This window comes from Streptomyces sp. R44, assembly GCF_041053105.1.
Classification (GTDB): Bacteria; Actinomycetota; Actinomycetes; order Streptomycetales; family Streptomycetaceae; genus Streptomyces.
In genome coordinates, this window is record NZ_CP163444.1 from 5478851 (window position 1) to 5496729 (window position 17879).

The window sequence follows — 17879 nt, forward strand, 5'->3', positions numbered from 1 at the left end:
GGTATCCGCAGTGCGGAACGGCGGGGCACGCAGTGCATAGGCGCGCGCACAGCGGGTAGGGCTGGTGCATCGCCGCTCGCTCGCGAAGCCGTCGTCAGGAGTAGACCGTGCTGCAACTGCCGCATCAGCCCCTCCAGGTCGCCGCCGTACCCCCTCAGCGCGTTCCTGCCCGGGAGGACGAGGCCGGTCCTTGGCACGCGGAGGCGGTGTGCCGCCGGGACGAGGCCGGGCTCTTCTTCGCGCCCTCCAAGGAGCCGACCGCCGCGCGGCTCGCCCGGGAGGAGGCGGCCAAGCGGGTCTGCGCGCGCTGTCCGGTCATGGTCGAGTGCCGGGAGCACGCCCTGCTCCAGCCCGAGCCGTACGGGGTGTGGGGCGGGCTCACCGCGGCGGAGCGCCGTGTCGTCCTCGCCCGGCGCCGGCGGCGTGAGGTGGAGCTGCGGAAGGCCGCCGCGACCGAGCGGATCGCCCAGGCGGGTTGACGGGACCGGAGAGCTTCCCCCGCGCCCGTACGAGAAGGGGCGCCCCCACCGCACATGGGGGCGCCCCTCTTCGTACCGTCGCGTCCTCGTACCCGCGCGCCTTCGTACCGCGGCGCCTTCGTACTGTCGCGCTGAAGCGTTACTTCGCGCGGTCGAAGTCGATCGCGCTGTAGGCGCGCAGCTTCGAGAGGCGGTGCGTCGAGTCGATCTGGCGGATCGTGCCGGACTTCGAGCGCATGACCAGCGACTGCGTGGTCGCCGTCTCGGCGCGGTAGCGCACGCCGCGCAGCAGCTCGCCGTCGGTGATGCCGGTCGCGACGAAGAACACGTTGTCGCCGGAGACCAGGTCGTTCGTGGAGAGCACACGGTCCAGGTCGTGGCCCGCGTCCAGCGCCTTCTGGCGCTCGGCGTCGTCCTTCGGCCACAGCTTGCCCTGGATCACGCCGCCGAGGCACTTGATGGCGCAGGCGGAGATGATGCCCTCGGGGGTGCCGCCGATGCCCATGAGCATGTCGACGCCGGTGCCCTCGCGGACGGCCATGATCGAACCGGCGACGTCGCCGTCCGAGATGAACTTGATCCGGGCGCCGGTCTCGCGGATCTCCTTGACGATGCCCTCGTGGCGGGGGCGGTCCAGGATGACGACCGTGATGTCCTCGGGCGAGGAGTTCTTGGCCTTGGCGACCCGGCGGATGTTGACCGAGACGGGGGCGTTGATGTCGACGAAGTCGGCGGCCTCGGGGCCCGTGACCAGCTTGTCCATGTAGAAGACCGCGGACGGGTCGAACATGGTGCCGCGGTCGGCGGCGGCCAGGACGGCGATCGCGTTCGGCATGCCCTTGGCGTTGAGGGTGGTGCCGTCGATCGGGTCGACGGCGATGTCGACCTCGGCGCCGGTGCCGTCGCCGACCCGCTCGCCGTTGAAGAGCATCGGGGCTTCGTCCTTCTCGCCCTCGCCGATGACGACGACGCCGTTCATCGAGACGGTGGAGATCAGGGTCCGCATGGCGTTGACCGCCGCCCCGTCCGCGCCGATCTTGTCGCCGCGGCCGACCCAGCGGCCGGCGGCCATGGCGGCGGCCTCGGTGACGCGGACCAGCTCAAGGGCGAGGTTGCGGTCGGGGGCCTCGGGAGAAACGACAAGCTCGGGCGGAAGGTGGTGGTGCTCGGTCATCGGAGCGCACCTTTCTGTACGGCGACGGCCGGGAAAAAGAGGGTGCTGCGACTCTATCGGTACGTCGACAAAATGAGCAGAGGGGCCCACGTATGAGCACAACACCATGATGCGACCATGGTGGGCGTGGCAGGTATGCGAGGCAGGCAGACGGTACGCGGGATGTTCCAGTCCCTCGGGGTGATCATGGTCGCCGCGGGCGTGATGTATCTCTTCATCCCGCACGACGAGAACGCGGACCCGGTCAAGGCGAAGGACTACCGGGTCGAGCTCCTCACGGCCCAGCGGGCGGCGCCGTATCCGGTGCTGGCGCCCGAGGGCCTGGGTGAGGGCTGGAAGGCGACGGTGGTGTCGTACAAGCGCGAGAAGGCCGACGCCTGGCAGCTCGGATTCCTCTCCCCGGACACCCAGTACGTGGCCGTGAACCAGTCCACGGCCGAGCCGGGGAAGTTCGTGCCCGAGGTGACCCAGAAGGCGAAGAACACCGGGAAGACCCAGACGGTCGCCGGTCAGGTCTGGCAGCGCTGGGAGGGCCCGAAGTACGACGCGCTGGTCCGCACGGAGAACGGCGCGACGACCGTGGTGACCGGCACGGCCTCCTTCGAGCGGCTGGCCGAGATGGCCGGCTCGCTCCGGTCGCAGAAGGTCTGAGACGCACGGGGAAGGGCCCCGCACTCATGGAGTGCGGGGCCCTTCTCGCGTACCACTCAGACGGTGGTGACGACCTCGTCGAAGGAGAGGCGCGGGGAGCGCGGGAACCAGGCGTCCTCGCCCGGCTTGCCGATGTTGACGATCATCAGCGGGGTGTGGTCGTCGTCCAGGAACTCCTTCTGGATGCCGGCGAGGTCCGCACCGGTCATCGGGCCGGCGGCCAGGCCGGCGGCGCGGACGCCCACGATGAAGTACGCGGCCTGGAGGGCGGCGTTCAGCAGGGCGGAGCCCTCGCGGACCGGGCGCTCCGAGAAGAACATGTCCTTGGCCTGCGGGAAGTGCGGGAGCAGCGCCGGGAGGTCCTCGTGGAACTCGTTGTCGGCGGAGAGGATCGCGACCAGCGGGGCGGTGGAGGTCTTGGCCGCGTTGCCCTCGGCCATGTGCTTCACCAGGCGCTCGCGGGCCTCGGGGGAGCGGACCAGGGTGATGCGCAGCGGGGTCTGGTTGAAGGCGGTCGGGCCGTACTTCACCAGGTCGTAGATCGCCTGGACCTGCTCGTCGGTCACCGGCTCGTCGGTGAACGTGTTGGCGGTGCGGGCCTCGCGGAAGAGGAGGTCCTGGGCGACGGCGTCAAGGGCGAGAGACATGCTGCGTACCTTCCGGACTGCAAAGGGGGGTCGCTCGTACGAAGTTCGAACGATGCCTCGACAGTACGCCCAGGATTGGTGAAAATTCAACTAATCCATCCGGATAGTGATCCGCTTCACTTGGAGTCTACATGTCCGGGTGCCCCTCGCCCCGGGGCCTCGGGCGGCTACTCGCCCCGGGGGCTACTCGTGCCGGGGACTCGTGCCCCGGGGGCCTACTCGTCCTCGTCCTCCGCCTCCGCGGCCCGCTCGGCGGCCAGCGAGGCGTCCAGGCGGGCCCGGGCGCCCTCCAGGCGGCGCCGGCACACCTTCGCCAGCTCCTCGCCGCGCTCCCAGAGCGCCAGGGACTCCTCCAGGGACGTCCCGCCCGCTTCGAGCCGCCGGACGACCTCGATCAGCTCGTCCCGCGCCTGCTCGTAGCCGAGGGCCGCCTCTTCGGCGCTCGTGTCCGCACCCGCGTCCGTACCCGCTGCCATCTGCCGCTCCATCCTTGGTATCCGTTATCTCTTCGCTCAGGCCGGGTCGGCCACGCGCCGCACCGTGAACTCGCCCTCGGCGACCCTGGCCCGCAGCTCCTCGCCCTCCGCGACCTCCTCGGGCGAGCGGACCACCGCCCCGTCCGCCCGCTGGAGCACCGCGTACCCCCGCTCCATCGTCGCGGCGGGGGACAGCGCCCGGACCCGCGCCCGCGTGTGCGAGAGCTCCGAGTCCGCCCGGTCCAGGAGGTGTCCGAGGACCCGCCGGCTCCGGGCGAGGAGGGCCGCGAGCTCGTCCTCGCGGACCTCGACCATGCGCTGCGGGTGCTCCATGACGGGCCGCGCGAGCGCGTGCGCCAGGCCGCGCTCCTCCCGCTCCAGGAGGCCGCGCACGGTCCGCAGGGCCCGGTCCCGCAGCCCGCGCACCCGGTCCAGCTCCTCGCCCACGTCCGGGACGACCTTCTTGGCCGCGTCCGTCGGCGTCGAGGCGCGCAGGTCGGCCACCAGATCGAGCAGCGGCGAGTCCGGCTCGTGCCCGATCGCGGACACCACCGGCGTACGGCACTCGGCGATCGCCCGGACCAGCTGCTCGTCCGAGAAGGGCAGCAGGTCCTCGACGCTGCCGCCGCCGCGGGCCACGATGATCACGTCCACGTCCTCGTGCGCGTCCAGCTCCTTGACCGCCTGGACGACCTGCGGGACCGCCTTCACGCCCTGCACCGCGACGTTCCGCACCTCGAAGCGGACCGCGGGCCAGCGCCGGCGCGCGTTCTCCAGGACGTCCCGCTCGGCCGCCGAGGCGCGGCCGCAGACCAGGCCGACGAGGTGCGGCAGGAACGGCAGCGGCTTCTTCCGGTCGAGAGCGAAGAGACCCTCCGAGGCCAGGCTCCGCTTCAGCTGCTCCAGGCGCGCGAGCAGCTCGCCGATCCCGACCGGCTTGATCTCCACGGCCCGCAGCGACAGCTGCCCGCGCGGCGCGTACCACTCGGGCTTGGCGTGCACGACGACCCGGGCGCCCTCCGAGACGACGTCCGCGACCGCGTCGAAGACCTGGCGGTAGCAGGTGACGCCGATGGAGATGTCGTACGAGGGATCCCGCAGCGTCAGGAAGACGACCCCGGCGCCGGGGCGCCGCGACAGCTGCGTGATCTGCCCCTCGACCCAGATCGCCCCGAGCCGGTCGATCCACCCCCCGATCATCCGGGAGACCTCACCGACGGGAAGCGGTGCTTCTGCGGACGTAGTCAGACCCATGGACCGAGCGTAACCGCGCGGTACGACAACGTCAGGGCCGCGCGGGCGGTCCGGGGCGGCCGGGACGCACCGGACGCCTCCACGCGCGCGTGGACGCCGTGCCGGGCCCGCTTCACGCGTGGACGTCGTTCCGGGCGGCCTCACGCGCGCGTGGACGCCGTGCCGTTTCCGCCTCCACGCGCGCGTGGACCCCGTGCCGGTTCCGCCGTCACGCGCGCGTGGACGTGCGGTTCGCGCCCTGGACCGCGAGGACGACGAGGCCGATGCCCAGCCACACCACGCCCACCACCTGCGCGGCGGCCGAGGCCTCGACGATCACGGCGATCAGGATCGCCGCGCCGACCACCGGCAGGACGACGTGCTTCAGCCAGTGCGGCGGCCCCTCCGCCCGCCGCACGGCGAACCAGCCGACCACGCTCGCGTGCAGCAGGACGAAGGCGGTCAGCGCGCCGACGTCGACCACCGAGACCAGATGGTCGAGGCCGTCGTCGCGGCGGGCCGCCCACAGCGCCGCGATCATCGTCACCGTCGCCGCCACGAGCAGCGCCACGCGCGGGACACCGCCGTCGGTGCGGGCCAGCAGGTGCGGCAGGCGCCGCTCGCGGCCCATCGCGAACAGCAGCCTGCCGCCGGCCGCCTGCCCCGCGAGCGCCGCGAAGGCCGCGCCGATCGCCTTGGAGACGGCCACCAGGTCGTGCAGCCAGCCGCCGACCGAGGTGTCCACCGCGTCGTAGAAGGCCGAGCCCTGCTTGGCGGGGTCGGCGGCGAGCTCGGCGGAGGAGACCGGTTCGAGGAGCGCCACCAGCCAGGTCTGGGCCACGAACAGGGCGCCCGCGAGCGCCAGGCAGAACAGCACCGCCCGCGCCACCTTCGCCGAGCCCCCCGTCACCTCCTCGGCGAACGAGGCGATCGCGTCGAAGCCCAGGTACGACAGGACGGCCACCGACACCGCGCCCACCACCGCGGCGAGTGAGAACGAGCCGTCGCCGGTGAGCGGCGACCACCAGTCGCGCCGTGCCCCGTCCCGTACGAGCATCACCACCGCCGAGACGACGAAGACGAGGAGGACCACGATCTCCATGGCGAGCACCGCGAAGCCGACCCGGGCCGCGGCCCGCACGCCCCACAGGTTCAGCAGGGTGGTGACCACCACGGCGATCCCGGTCCACACCCACCGGTCCACCTCCGGGACCAGCGCCTCCATCGCGATGCCCGCGAAGAGGTAGGCGACGGCCGGGATCAGCAGGTAGTCGAGCATGGCCATCCAGCCGGCGATGAAACCCGGCCCTTCTCCGAGGCCCTTGCGCGCGTACGTGAAGACGGAACCGGCCTGTGGCGCGACCCGCACCATCTGGGCGTAGCTGAACGCCGTGAACGCCATGGCGACGGTGGCCACGACGTACACCAGTGCGACGGCCCCGCGCGACTTCGCGTCGAGCGTGCCGAAGACGCCGACCGGCGCCATCGGGGCGATGAACAGCAGCCCGTACACCACCAGGTCGCGGAATCCGAGATTCCGCCGGAGCCCCTCGTGGTCCGCCACCTGCGTCTCCTGAGCCATGGCGCCAGTTTCGGCCACGGAGCCGCTCCATCCGCTCTCCGACGCGGCCTTACGATGGGACGCATGACTGCAACGCCCGCGACGAACCGCCCGAAGCGTGTCCTGCTCGCCGCCCCCCGCGGCTACTGCGCGGGCGTGGACCGTGCCGTGATCGCCGTGGAGAAGGCCCTGGAGCAGTACGGGGCGCCGATCTACGTCCGGCACGAGATCGTCCACAACAAGTACGTCGTCCAGACCCTGGAGCGGAAGGGCGCGATCTTCGTCGACCAGGCGACCGAGGTGCCGCCGGGCAACATCGTGATGTTCTCCGCGCACGGCGTCGCCCCGACCGTCCACGAGGAGGCCCGCCAGGGCCGCCTCAAGACCATCGACGCGACCTGCCCGCTGGTCACCAAGGTGCACAAGGAAGCCGTCCGCTTCGCCAACGAGGACTTCGACATCCTCCTCATCGGCCACGAGGGCCACGAGGAGGTCATCGGCACCTCCGGCGAGGCCCCCGACCACATCCAGCTGGTCGACGGCCCCGAGGACGTCGCCAAGGTCGAGGTCCGCGACCCCTCCCGGGTCGTCTGGCTCTCCCAGACCACGCTCTCGGTCGACGAGACGATGGAGACGGTCGACGCGCTGAAGGAGAAGTTCCCGCAGCTGATCTCCCCGCCGTCCGACGACATCTGCTACGCCACGCAGAACCGCCAGACCGCCATCAAGGAGCTCGCCGGACAGGCCGAGCTGGTGATCGTCGTCGGCTCCAAGAACTCCTCCAACTCGATCCGCATGGTCGAGGTCGCCAAGCAGGCCGGCGTCCCCGCCGCGTACCTCGTCGACTTCGCCAGCGAGATCGACGAGGCCTGGCTGGAGGGCGTCACCAGCGTCGGCCTCTCCTCCGGAGCCTCCGTCCCGGACGTCCTGGTGCAGGAGGTCCTGGAGTGGCTCGCCGAGCGCGGCTACGCGGACGTGGAGATCGTCAAGACGGCCGACGAGTCCCTGACCTTCTCGCTCCCCAAGGAGCTCCGCAACAAGGACCTGCGGGCCGAGGCGGAGAAGCTCGCCGCGGCCGCGTCCGTCGCTTCCGTCAAGGAGTAGCGCGGCGCGCCAACCCTTACCGTGGGGTCCATGAACGTCTTCGGAGTGGACATCGGCGGCTCGGGCATCAAGGGCGCCCCCGTGGACCTGGAGCGCGGCACGCTCGCCGAGGAGCGCCACAAGGTACTGACCCCGCAGCCCGCCACACCCGACGGTGTGGCGGGCTGCGTCGCGGAGGTCGTGGAGCACTTCGGCTGGACGGGACCGGTGGGGGTGACCTTCCCGGGCGTCGTGACGGGCTCCACCATCCGTACGGCAGCCAACGTCGACAGGTCCTGGATCGGCGTCGACGCCGGCACCCTCCTGAGCGAGCGGCTCGGCGGGCTCCCGGTGACCGTTCTGAACGACGCGGACGCGGCCGGGGTCGCGGAGATGACCTTCGGCGCGGGCCGGGGCCGCAAGGGCACGGTGATCCTGCTGACCCTCGGCACGGGCATCGGCTCCGCCCTCTTCGTCGACGGCCGGCTCGTCCCCAACACCGAGCTCGGCCACCTGGAGCTCAAGGGCCACGACGCGGAGACCCGGGCCTCGACGAAGGCCAAGGAGGACGAGGACCTCAGCTGGGAGCACTGGGCGACCCGGCGGCTGCGCAAGTACCTCGCGCACGTGGAGATGCTCTTCTCGCCGGAGCTGTTCATCATCGGCGGCGGAGTGAGCCGCAAGGCCGACAAGTTCCTGCCGCTGATCGAGGGCATCCGCGCGGAGATCGTCCCGGCGGAGCTCCAGAACAACGCCGGGATCGTGGGGGCGGGGATGGCGGCGGGGGCGGCCTGAGCGCCCGAAGCGTTACGCGACGGGCCGGCGCCCCGCGGTGGGCGTCCGCCCGCCCGGGCCCTCGCCCGACCCCGTGCGGGGCGCCTTGCGCTGGTGCCGGCGCCCCATGTCCCGGACCTTGCGGACGCTCGCGATGACGCCGGCGACGAGCGTGCCGCCGTAGAGCCAGCCCGCGTGCACGGCGAGGGCGGTCACGACGGCCATCGCCTGGCCGCCGAAGCCGCCCGTGCCGCCCGCGATGGGGACGACGCCGACGGCGAAGGCGATGGGGACGCCGATCGGGGCCGTGACCAGGTCGGCGGTCCGGACCCACAGCGCGGTCAGAGCGCTGACCGGCAGGAACAGCAGCCCGTAGACGACGGGGGAGCCGTCGAGGAGCAGCTGGTCGAGGAGACCGAGGGCCAGCATGACGGCCGAGGCGAACAGCCCGGCGCCGAGCCCGGTCAGGCGCGGCGAGGGGAGCCGGCGCAGGGCGAGGACGACGGGCGGCACGGGCCGGCGCCCGGCGGGCCGCCCGGAGGTGCGCCCGGCGGGGGCGCCGGGCGCGGCCGCCGCTCCGGCCCGCTCCACGCGGGCGCGACCGGGCGCGCGTTCGGCCCTGCCGGTCACGCGGTAGACCGCCGCGCCCTCCACGAGCGCGCCGGGCGGTGCGACCGGCGTGGCGGGGGTCTGCGGCCTTCGGCGGCCTTGCGGCTGACTTGTCCTGTGCTGCTCCACACGACCAACGTAGGTCGGAAAGGTGCGGGAACCGGGTCCGGGACACGCCCTTTGGGTGACCTTGCCCGTGAGAACGGCCGAAGGTGTGCGTCACCGGCCGGTTCGGCCCGCCCGTAAACTGGGGGATCGGCCCACCATCCACACCTTCAGGAAGTCGCCACCGTGTCGCTCACGATCGGAATCGTCGGTCTGCCGAATGTCGGCAAGTCGACCCTGTTCAACGCCCTGACCAAGAACGACGTGCTGGCGGCCAACTACCCGTTCGCCACGATCGAGCCCAACGTCGGCGTCGTCGGTGTCCCCGACGCCCGCCTGACCAAGCTCGCGGAGATCTTCGGCTCCCAGCGCATCCTCCCGGCGACGGTCGACTTCGTCGACATCGCGGGCATCGTGCGCGGCGCGAGCGAGGGCGAGGGCCTGGGCAACAAGTTCCTCGCGAACATCCGCGAGTCGGACGCGATCTGCCAGGTCATCCGCGCCTTCAAGGACGAGAACGTCGTCCACGTCGACGGCAAGGTCTCGCCCAAGGACGACATCGAGACGATCAACACGGAGCTGATCCTCGCGGACCTCCAGACGATCGAGAAGGTCCTGCCGCGCCTCCAGAAGGAGATGCGGATCAAGAAGGACACGGCGCCCAAGGTCGCCGCCGTCGAGGCCGCCCAGGCGATCCTGGAGAAGGGCGACACCCTCTTCTCGCAGGGCATCGTCCAGGGCTCGGAGAAGGCGGAGCTCCTGCACGACCTCCACCTCCTCACCACCAAGCCGTTCCTGTACGTCTTCAACGTCGACGAGGACGAGCTGACGGACGACGCCTTCAAGGCCGAGCAGAGCGCCCTGGTCGCCCCGGCCGAGGCGATCTTCCTCAACGCCAAGCTGGAGCAGGACCTCGCCGAGCTCGACGAGGAGGACGCCATGGAGCTCCTCCAGTCCGTCGGCGCCGAGGAGCCCGGCCTGGCCACCCTCGCCCGCGTCGGCTTCGCCACCCTCGGCCTCCAGACCTACCTGACGGCCGGCCCGAAGGAATCCCGCGCCTGGACGATCAAGCAGGGCGCGACGGCCCCCGAGGCGGCCGGTGTCATCCACACCGACTTCCAGAAGGGCTTCATCAAGGCCGAGGTCATCTCCTTCGCCGACCTCGTCGACACGGGCTCGGTAGCCGACGCCCGCGCGGCCGGCAAGGCCCGCATGGAGGGCAAGGAGTACGTCATGCAGGACGGCGACGTCGTGGAGTTCCGCTTCAACGTCTGATCCGCGCAGCACGTCGGAAGGGGCCGGGCTCTCGTGGGGCCGGCCCCTTCCGTGTGGGTGGGTGCGGGGTCAGGCGTGGGGGACCGCCGTGGCGAGGACCACCTCGAACTCCTCCAGGCTGCGGGTGGTCACGCGGGCCTTCGTCGTGGCCTCTCCGCGGACCGCCGCGATGGCGCCGCGGGATGCGACGAGTGCGTCGCGGTCGGTGTAGAGCGCGCCGATGGCGGCTCTGCCCAGGTCGCGGTCGACGAGCAGGGAGATGCCGGCCAGTCCGGGGATCTTCTGGACCTTGGGCAGTGCGGTGTCGCGGAACGTGTCCACCAGCAGGTCGATGCCGGACGGCTCGACGTCCATGCGGAGCAGCCGGAACCCCGCGCCCGGCCCGAGTTCCTCGGCGCGCCGGGCGACCGCCGCTTCCCAGTTGTCGACCGTCGTGGTCCGCGCGAAGGGGGCGAGGAGCTCGTCCCGGCGCGTGCTCAGCTTCTCGAAGCTGGCCTGCCGGGAGGCCTCGTCGTCCCACCACGAGCCCACCAGGAGCTTGCCGAGCTCGCGGTCGGCGAACAGGCCCATCCCGCGATAGCCCGGCTGCGCCGACAACAGCGCCCGCCCTTCGGTCCGGAGGGCCTCGGCGACCCCGTCGAGTTCGGCGGGGTCGCCCGTTGCGTAGATGCTGCGAACGTACATGGCGCTCTTTCCTGTCTTTCCGTGGCCCCGCGCGCGCGACGGCCGGAGCGGATGGGGGTCGATGGGGCAGGGGGATCACTCCCGGCGGTGGTGTTGAGCGGGCGCCACCTCCGGCGGGGGCATGTCCCGGGCCCGGTCCCCCATCTCGTCCCAGAACTGCCGGAGCCCCGTGAAGGACGTCCTCCGCTGCCACCGGGCCCTGCGTCGAAACCGGAGCTGGAACCACGACCGGGGCTGCAGCAGAGCGTGCTGGTTCATGCAGAAGACCTCGCTGAGTTCCACCCGCAGGTCCGGTATCTTCGGCGGGCTCGGGCACAGCTTGAACGGGCAGCCGTCGGCGCACTTCGACCCCGGTGGCGTCGACGTCGCGTGGGTGGTCGTCCAGGTGGGATCCATCGTGGTGCGGTCGTGGGTCAGGCAGGGCGGGAGCTGCGGCGGGATGCAGCTGTTCCGCTCCATACGGCGGAAGAGCTCCCTCGGGCGGTCGGCCCGTTCGGTGAGCGATATCAAGAGGACGACGTCCGCGAGGAGTTGCTGGGCGTCGGGGTCCAGGGTGCTCCAGCCCGTGGAGGGCGGGATCCAGAGGTTCTGCCGATGGGGTTCGTTGGGAGACCCGGTCTCCGAACCCACCTGGGAGGCGACGCACGCCTCGTCGATCCACAGGAACCGCTCGGGGCGCCGCGTCTGCAGGGCCCGGACCGCGAGCCTTCCGGCCGCCGCCACGAAGGGATGCTCGTGCTGGCCGGGAGGCAGCTGCAGCCACCGCCGGACCTGCTCCTTCGGGTCGGCCCCGTGCCCGTGCTCGGGCCGTTCCTCCGTGACGTCGTCCGGGAGAGCCCACAGGGTGAGTGCGTGCAGCAGGGTCAGCCGGGTGAACCAGAAGCGGCTGGCGTCCAGCATCTCCCAGGCCTGTTCGGCCAGGAACTCACGTGCCTCCCCTCGGGCGGCCGGATGGACCCGACGGTTGGCCGCGTGCTTGAAACCGTGGGCCAGGGCCACTTCCAGGCCCCGCTTCCCGAAGGGATCCTGACGGTCCTCGCCACGAGGACGGGCGGTGAGGGTGCGCAGCCAGGCTTCGAGGTCGTCATACGGGGTGTCGACGTGGTGTGCCATCGCGACGGAGTCGACCAGCATCGGGATCAGCCGTGCGCTCATCGTGTTCTGGTTCCAATTGCACCGCTCCTGCCTGGACTCGTCCTCCTCCTGCTCCTGTTCCACCAGGGTCTGTTCCGCCCTCGTCCTCCGCTCCCGCTTGCGGCGCTCACGCTCCCCTCCCGGTCCCGTGACTCGTCCCGCCACCGGAGGGGCCACCGGACCGGCGAGGGACGTCGCCCAGTCGGTGACGGTGGGGGTGGGTGCGAGCAGCCGGTCGCGCAGCGCCGTGAACGCCTTGTCGCCACCGGCCCCGATCTCGTCCGCGATCGCGATCCGCACCCGGTAGGCGGGCTCCTGGCGGGCGATGGAGAACAGCTGGTCGTAGGCCGGCTTGCCGCCGTTCAGGGCCGCACGACGCGAGGCGGCGCCCAGCCGCCTCACCAGCGACAGTTTGGCCGCTCTGATCCGTTGCGGGTCCCGTCCCTGCAGCCTGCTCCATTGCTGGGAGAGCGGCGCGGCGATGGTGCTCGGATCGGGATGGTTCTCGACGCTGTCGATGTCCAGGGCCGCCCCGTACATGTCGAGCAGTTTGGCGGACGACGTACTGTCCTCGGCGCATTTCAGGAGGAGGTGTCGGATGACTCCGATCGGGCATGCGGGATTCGTTCCGCCCGTGATCGCACAGATGCACCGAGAATTTTCGTTCAGTGAGCGCGAGTGGAACACCAAGGAGATGAGGATCTCTCGCCCGGGGTTCTTGAGTGCCGCCGGGAAGTAGTTCTCGCGTGCCGGTGTCGCGGTCGGGTCGAATTCATCGAGAACCGCGCCCAGATAGCGGGAGCCGAGATACGCCTGCAGGATGCTGTGCTGGAAGCGCACGTACTTGCCGGACTCCTCGACGATTCCCATGCGGGTGCCCCAGGTGGCGGCGAGCCGGAGGTCGAGCTGGCTGTCCCCCCTCCTTCTCTCCATTTCTCTGTGTATGGTCGGGTGGGCCGTGAGTTGATTGAATTTCACCTGGGCCGTGTCGGATCTCAACCCGATGCACGCCAGTGCCGAGAGGCACTCCACGGTGACCCGCCGTTCGTCGCGGGTGAGGGGCAGTTCGGGATGGAGGGCGCCGTCGAGGAGGGCGTCGATCCAGGTCTCGAGAAGGTCGAGCTTCAGTTCCCACGCGTCGTGGTTCGCGTGGTCTCCGTTCCCGTCCTCATCGCTGACCCACACCTGGTCCAGCAGGTTCCTCCGGTGCAGGTCCTTCGCGATCTGCAGGTAGAGCGGGGACTCCGTGACGTTGGCGACCTCGATGATCCGGGCGAGCCGCCGCCTGTCGGCACGCCAGTCGCCGCTCTCGGCGATGTATTCGAGTGCGGATTCCTCGCTCAGGGGCTCCAGTTCGGTGACCGCCGCTTCCATGGCGCGCAGGGGGTCGTGCGGCCGGGACGTGATGACCAGCGGCAGTCGCGCCTCGCCCGCCGCGCGGATGGCCTTCCGGATCACGTTGTCCCGGTCGGCCGCCATGCTGTCGTCGGACAGGGCTTCCTCGAGACCGTCGGCGAGCACGACGATCTTGTCGTGGCGTCTGAGCAATCGCCACACCTTCTCCGCCTCGGCGTCGGAATGGGTCTTCGACTCCACGACGCTGCGGAAGCGGCTGTACGCGAGTTCGCCGAAGTCCAGTTTTCCCTGGGCGTCCCGCAGCCGGACGGGGACCGGGAACGCGCCTTTTCTGGCCAGCATCTCCGTAAGGCGCACCATCAGTGCGGTCTTTCCCGTTCCGATCGAACCGACGACCACGTGGGGGCGCCGGGCCTTGCCGTCCCGCATATTGTCCATGAGGGCGTTGCACAGCTGATCGCGCCCGACCACGTGCCCCATCAGGCTGCCCGACGTCTCCACGAGCGACCGCGATTCCCGCTTGGCCTTGCGCATGTAGAACGAGCGGACCGACCGGAACCGCCAGACGAGGAAGAAAATGGTGGTCAGGGACAGCGTGAGGACGGGCAGCACGAGGCTGTTCACCACGCCGCACGAATAGCCGGAAGGCTGACAGCTCGCGTCCGGGTTGATTTTCCAGGGCCAGCTGGGCCAGATCACCTCACCCTTGGTGAACACCGAGATGGCGGCCTTGGTGACCCAGAAGACGAGGCACAGCGCCAGGATCCCGGCGAGCGAGATTCCGACCGTTCTCAGGAGGGGGGATCGCCAGCGTTTCGCCGAGGACACCCCTCGGGTCAGCAGCCACACGCAGTGAAACTGCCTGCCGAACGAGACGAACGGCCAGCGTACGCGAGACCAGCCCCGCCGGAGCACCCCCGAAACAGGCGGATCAGGATTCTTGAGGGTGAACCTGATGCGGAGAAACTCGCTTGCGCGACGCATGTCCCTTCCCTCCGTCGCGCGGAACTCGGCACACTGATCCACGCGATGAACGCTGAAGGTCCGACAGTCATGAGACTCTCTGGCAAACAGTGCCGGCCGGGTGCGATTTCGACGTCGCCGACGCGAAGAGATGATGTCTGCTGTCGATCTCAGGCTAGCTTCGATCCCCCACCCGCGCGCGCCGGCGCGGGGAGTCGGCCGGGGTGCCGGCTCCCCGGGCGGGCGAGCGCCCGCCCACCCGGAGGCCGCCTCCTCGATCAGGTGGCGGCGAACCGTTCGTGGTGCGGCGTCCGTCGGGCCGCGGGGCACGGTCGTCGGCCTGCAGCTGCTCGAAGGAGTCGGGCGTCGGGCGGGGGCGAGCGGCTCGTCGGCCGGCGGAACCGGGCCCCCGTCGCCGTTCGACACGTCCGCGAAAGTTCCATCAGAGAAGGGGAAGGTTGATTACAGAGGTTTGACAGGGCGCCGGAGATTCCTTGCCCGGCGGCGAATCCGCGAAATACATTCCTGCCCAGTCGAGACCGGGGGCACCATGACACGCGGATTCAGTGGCACGACACGAGCGGCCCGTGCGGTGGCGCGGCCCGCGCGCTGCGAGGGGATCGCGTGTCGCGGTGGAGAGGAGACGGCCGGACGGTCCCCGGGGGTCGCCGGGGACGGGAAGCGGCTCTGTGCGGGCTGTGTCGTCCGGCTGACCGGGGGGCTCGCGCGGCTGCCCCGGCTCTACGAGGAGTGCGGGCTGCTCCTCGGGGGATCCGACCGGCCTCGGGAGCGGACGTCCGGTGGCGGTGCGGCGCCCGGACTTCCGTTCAACACCGCGGCCGCCGAGGCCCGCTCCGTCATCGTCGGCGTCCTGCGCTCCTGGGCCGGTCTCGTCGTGGGGGAGCGGGTCGTCGCGGCGCCCCGGGACACGGTGGCCGGGGTCGTCGGGTTCCTCATCCGGCACGCCGGCTGGCTGGCCGCCCACGAGGCCGCGGGCGAGCTGTCCGAGGAGGTGGCGCGGGCGGTGCGCCGGGCGCGGTACGTCGTCGAGCCGTCCCCGGGACGGGGCATGCGGGTCGGGACGTGCGTCGTGGCGGGGTGCGGGGGCGCGTTGACGGCGGTGGCCCGTGCCGACCGGGCGGACGCGCCGGTCGAGATCGGCTGCGGGGCGGACTCCTCGCACCGATGGACGGCGCAGGAGTGGATGGCGCTGAGCCGCGACGTACAGGAGCCCGAGCGGGCCGCCGCTCCGGCGGCGGCGGTGCGCTGGCTGGGGGCCCGGGACATCTCCCTGCTCTGGGGGATCCCCTCCGGCAGCGTGTACCGGCGCGCCAGCGAGCAGCAGTGGCGGCGGCGTAGCGGCAAGGGCCGGACCTTCTATCACGAGGAGGACGTGCTGCGGTCCCTCGGAGCGAGGGGTGCCGGTCGCCGCTGACGCGGCGGGCACGGGAGCGGCCAAGAGAGCGGCCAAGAGAGCGGCCAAGAGAGCGGGCACGAGAGCGGCCAAGAGAGCGGGTACGAGAGCGGGTACGGCCTTCGGGTCGTGCCCGCTCTTCTGTTTCCCGTGGATTTGTGATTTGACCTTTCTCTGACGCGGTCCTGTCGCTGCTTTAAGGAAGTGGCATTGACATCCTCCGGTTCGTCGAAGAAGCTGTTCAGTAACTTCCTCAGTGCTGTGCCCGGATATTGTTTTCCGGGTTCCGGGGAATGTTTCTCTTTAGTTCGAGGCGCATCGGTGGATTGTTTCGGTGCGCCTTTTCGGCGTGCCACGACAGTTAAGGCATTCACATGCGGATTCTCATCGCAGTCGCGCCGTTGCCCGCCCATCTGTATCCCGGCGTCCCCCTGGCGTGGGCGCTGCAGAGCGCCGGACACGAGGTGCGGGTGGCGAGCAACGACAGTCTCGTCGAGCACATCACCGCGGCCGGTCTCACGGCGGTCGGGATCGGCGAGCGCACCTCCCCGCCCGTGCCCGCCACGGACGAGGAGCTGGAGCGCTTCAGCGACGCGCTGGCGTTCGAGGCCGGCTCCGACTTCGACCGGCTGTTCCGGGCGACCCGCTTCTATCTGATGGCCGCCTACACGCGGTACCACCCGGACGCGGAGGGCCGGCAGGAGCTCGCCGACGGTCTGGTCGAGGCCGCCCGGAACTGGCGGCCGGACCTGGTGATCTGGGACCCGGCCTGTCCGGTGGGGGCGGTCGCCGCCCGCGAGGCCGGCGCCGCGTCGGCCCGGCTGCTCTGGGGCCCCGACTACTTCGGCTGGATCCGCAAGCGTCTGGTCGAGCGGGCGGCCGACCCGGCGTCCGGAGTGACCGCGGCGACGGATCCGCTGGCCGCGGCCCTGGCGCCGGTGTTCGGCCGCTTCGGCCACGAGTTCTCCGAGGAGCTGCTGCTCGGCGACTTCACCGTCGACCCGCTCCCCTCACAACTGCCCAGGCCCGAAGGACTCCGCAGGGTCCCGATGCGCTGGGTGCCGTACACCGGGGCCGTGCCGGTTCCCCCGTGGCTGTCCCAGCCACCGGCACGGCCCCGGGTCTGTCTCTCGCTCGGCGTCACCGGGCGTACGGTCCACGACGGCCGGGACGAGCGGGTCGCCGCCGTCCTGGAGGCGGTGGCCGGGATGGACGTCGAGGTGGTCGCCACCGTCAACGCCGACCAACTGGGCCCGGATCCGGTCGTCCCCGACAACGTGCGGATCGTGGACTTCCTGCCGCTGACCCAGGTGATGCCGACCTGCGCGGCGATCGTCCACCACGGCGGCTTCGGCACGTTCTTCGCCGCCGCCGCCCACCGGGTGCCCCAGCTGATCATCGGCGAGGACCTGGGGAGCGCGCTGAACAGCACCCGCTACCTGGAGGCCAGGGGAGCGGGCGTGACCCTCCACGCCGAGGGCCTGACCGCCGCCGAGGTGGGCAAGCAGCTCGAACGGCTGCTGACGGAGCCGTCGTTCCGCGACGGGGCGGCCGCCGTGCACGCGGACCTCACGGCCGCGCCCTCGCCCGGCGAGCTGGTGCCCGTACTGGAACGGCTGACCGCCCAGTACCGCGGACGGGGCTGACGGGATGCGCGTGGAGGAGACACGGGTTCCCGGCGCGTACGTGTTCACCCCGGACCCGATCCCCGATCCGCGGGGCGTGTTCTTCGAGGCCTTCCGGAGCGACCTCGTCGAGGAGACGGTCGGCCGCCCGTTCCGGCCGGCGCAGATCAACTACTCGACGTCCGTACGCAACACCCTCCGCGGCATCCACGGCGTGGCGGTGCCGCCCGGGCAGGCCAAGTACGTGACGTGCGTGCGGGGAGCGGCCCGCGACATCGTCGTCGACCTGCGGGTCGGCTCGCCCACCTTCGGAGAGCACCAGGAGACCGTGCTCGACGCGGAGTCGGGGCGGTCCGTGTACGTGCCCGAGGGCGTCGGTCACGGCTTCCTGACGCTCACCGACGACACCTGCATCTGCTACGTGGTCTCCACGCTCTACGTACCGGGCACACAGATCGACATCGACCCCCTCGACCCCGACCTGGCGCTCCCCTGGGGCTTCGACGAGCCGCCGCTGATGTCGGAGAAGGACGCGAAGGCGCCCGGCGTGCGGGAGGCGCGCGCCGCGGGGCTGCTCGCGGACTGGCACGACCTGCGCCGAGCCGATCTTGACCTCAAGTCGACTTGAGGTTTTAG

General features: G+C 71.1%; 16 protein-coding genes. 8 read left to right on the forward strand and 8 right to left on the reverse strand.

Going from position 1 to position 17879, the window contains the following annotated elements; genetic code table 11:
• Positions 1 to 107 precede the first annotated feature (107 nt).
• A complete protein-coding gene (locus tag AB5J54_RS25645; RefSeq protein WP_369146256.1) occupies positions 108 to 479 on the forward strand; it encodes a WhiB family transcriptional regulator in 372 nt (123 codons plus the stop codon).
• 139 nt (positions 480 to 618) lie between these two features.
• Here the strand turns inward: AB5J54_RS25645 and glpX are convergent, their stop codons facing one another.
• On the reverse strand, positions 619 to 1653 hold the full coding sequence (gene glpX, locus AB5J54_RS25650; RefSeq protein ID WP_352023716.1) for a class II fructose-bisphosphatase: 1035 nt from the start codon (positions 1651 to 1653) through the stop codon (positions 619 to 621).
• Between the two features lie 117 nt (positions 1654 to 1770).
• On the opposite strand from glpX, the gene AB5J54_RS25655 reads away from it, so the two are divergent.
• On the forward strand, positions 1771 to 2304 hold the full coding sequence (locus tag AB5J54_RS25655) for a DUF4245 domain-containing protein (protein ID WP_369146257.1): 534 nt from the start codon (positions 1771 to 1773) through the stop codon (positions 2302 to 2304).
• Between the two features lie 56 nt (positions 2305 to 2360).
• Here AB5J54_RS25655 and AB5J54_RS25660 read toward each other — a convergent pair whose 3' ends face one another.
• The 4 genes from AB5J54_RS25660 to AB5J54_RS25675 all read right to left on the reverse strand — a co-directional run bounded on the left by AB5J54_RS25660 (position 2361) and on the right by AB5J54_RS25675 (position 6242).
• On the reverse strand, positions 2361 to 2951 hold the full coding sequence (locus AB5J54_RS25660) for a malonic semialdehyde reductase (protein WP_369146258.1): 591 nt from the start codon (positions 2949 to 2951) through the stop codon (positions 2361 to 2363).
• A 215-nt stretch (positions 2952 to 3166) separates the two neighbouring features.
• A complete protein-coding gene (locus AB5J54_RS25665; RefSeq protein WP_369146259.1) occupies positions 3167 to 3427 on the reverse strand; it encodes an exodeoxyribonuclease VII small subunit in 261 nt (86 codons plus the stop codon).
• Positions 3428 to 3463: 36 nt separating this feature from the next.
• Complete coding sequence (gene xseA / locus AB5J54_RS25670) at positions 3464 to 4681, reverse strand: exodeoxyribonuclease VII large subunit (RefSeq protein WP_369146260.1); 1218 nt, start codon at positions 4679 to 4681, stop codon at positions 3464 to 3466.
• A 208-nt stretch (positions 4682 to 4889) separates the two neighbouring features.
• Positions 4890 to 6242 (reverse strand): APC family permease, encoded by a 1353-nt coding sequence (locus AB5J54_RS25675; RefSeq protein WP_369146261.1) that lies wholly within the window; start codon positions 6240 to 6242, stop codon positions 4890 to 4892.
• Positions 6243 to 6296: 54 nt separating this feature from the next.
• On the opposite strand from AB5J54_RS25675, the gene AB5J54_RS25680 reads away from it, so the two are divergent.
• Entirely contained in the window at positions 6297 to 7325 is a 1029-nt protein-coding gene (locus AB5J54_RS25680; RefSeq protein ID WP_369146262.1) for a 4-hydroxy-3-methylbut-2-enyl diphosphate reductase, read from the forward strand.
• Positions 7326 to 7355: 30 nt separating this feature from the next.
• Entirely contained in the window at positions 7356 to 8099 is a 744-nt protein-coding gene (ppgK, locus tag AB5J54_RS25685; protein ID WP_369146263.1) for a polyphosphate--glucose phosphotransferase, read from the forward strand.
• Between the two features lie 12 nt (positions 8100 to 8111).
• Here the strand turns inward: ppgK and AB5J54_RS25690 are convergent, their stop codons facing one another.
• Positions 8112 to 8816, reverse strand: coding sequence for a DUF6542 domain-containing protein (locus AB5J54_RS25690; protein WP_369146264.1), 705 nt, complete (start codon positions 8814 to 8816; stop codon positions 8112 to 8114).
• Between the two features lie 162 nt (positions 8817 to 8978).
• On the opposite strand from AB5J54_RS25690, the gene ychF reads away from it, so the two are divergent.
• On the forward strand, positions 8979 to 10067 hold the full coding sequence (gene ychF, locus AB5J54_RS25695; RefSeq protein WP_369146265.1) for a redox-regulated ATPase YchF: 1089 nt from the start codon (positions 8979 to 8981) through the stop codon (positions 10065 to 10067).
• A gap of 69 nt (positions 10068 to 10136) precedes the next feature.
• On the opposite strand, the gene AB5J54_RS25700 is transcribed toward ychF, so the two are convergent.
• Positions 10137 to 10751, reverse strand: a complete 615-nt coding sequence (locus AB5J54_RS25700; RefSeq protein ID WP_369146267.1) for an antibiotic biosynthesis monooxygenase — start codon at positions 10749 to 10751, stop codon at positions 10137 to 10139.
• 75 nt (positions 10752 to 10826) lie between these two features.
• Positions 10827 to 14090: an NACHT domain-containing NTPase gene (locus AB5J54_RS25705; RefSeq protein WP_369146268.1), complete on the reverse strand. Its 3264-nt coding sequence runs from the start codon at positions 14088 to 14090 to the stop codon at positions 10827 to 10829.
• Between the two features lie 664 nt (positions 14091 to 14754).
• Here AB5J54_RS25705 and AB5J54_RS25710 point away from each other — a divergent pair.
• The 3 genes from AB5J54_RS25710 (at position 14755) to AB5J54_RS25720 (ending at position 17871) form a co-directional block, all read left to right on the forward strand.
• Complete coding sequence (locus AB5J54_RS25710; protein WP_369146269.1) at positions 14755 to 15639, forward strand: hypothetical protein; 885 nt, start codon at positions 14755 to 14757, stop codon at positions 15637 to 15639.
• Between the two features lie 353 nt (positions 15640 to 15992).
• Positions 15993 to 17264: a nucleotide disphospho-sugar-binding domain-containing protein gene (locus AB5J54_RS25715; protein WP_369146270.1), complete on the forward strand. Its 1272-nt coding sequence runs from the start codon at positions 15993 to 15995 to the stop codon at positions 17262 to 17264.
• A 4-nt stretch (positions 17265 to 17268) separates the two neighbouring features.
• On the forward strand, positions 17269 to 17871 hold the full coding sequence (locus AB5J54_RS25720; RefSeq protein ID WP_369146271.1) for a dTDP-4-dehydrorhamnose 3,5-epimerase family protein: 603 nt from the start codon (positions 17269 to 17271) through the stop codon (positions 17869 to 17871).
• Positions 17872 to 17879 lie beyond the last annotated feature (8 nt).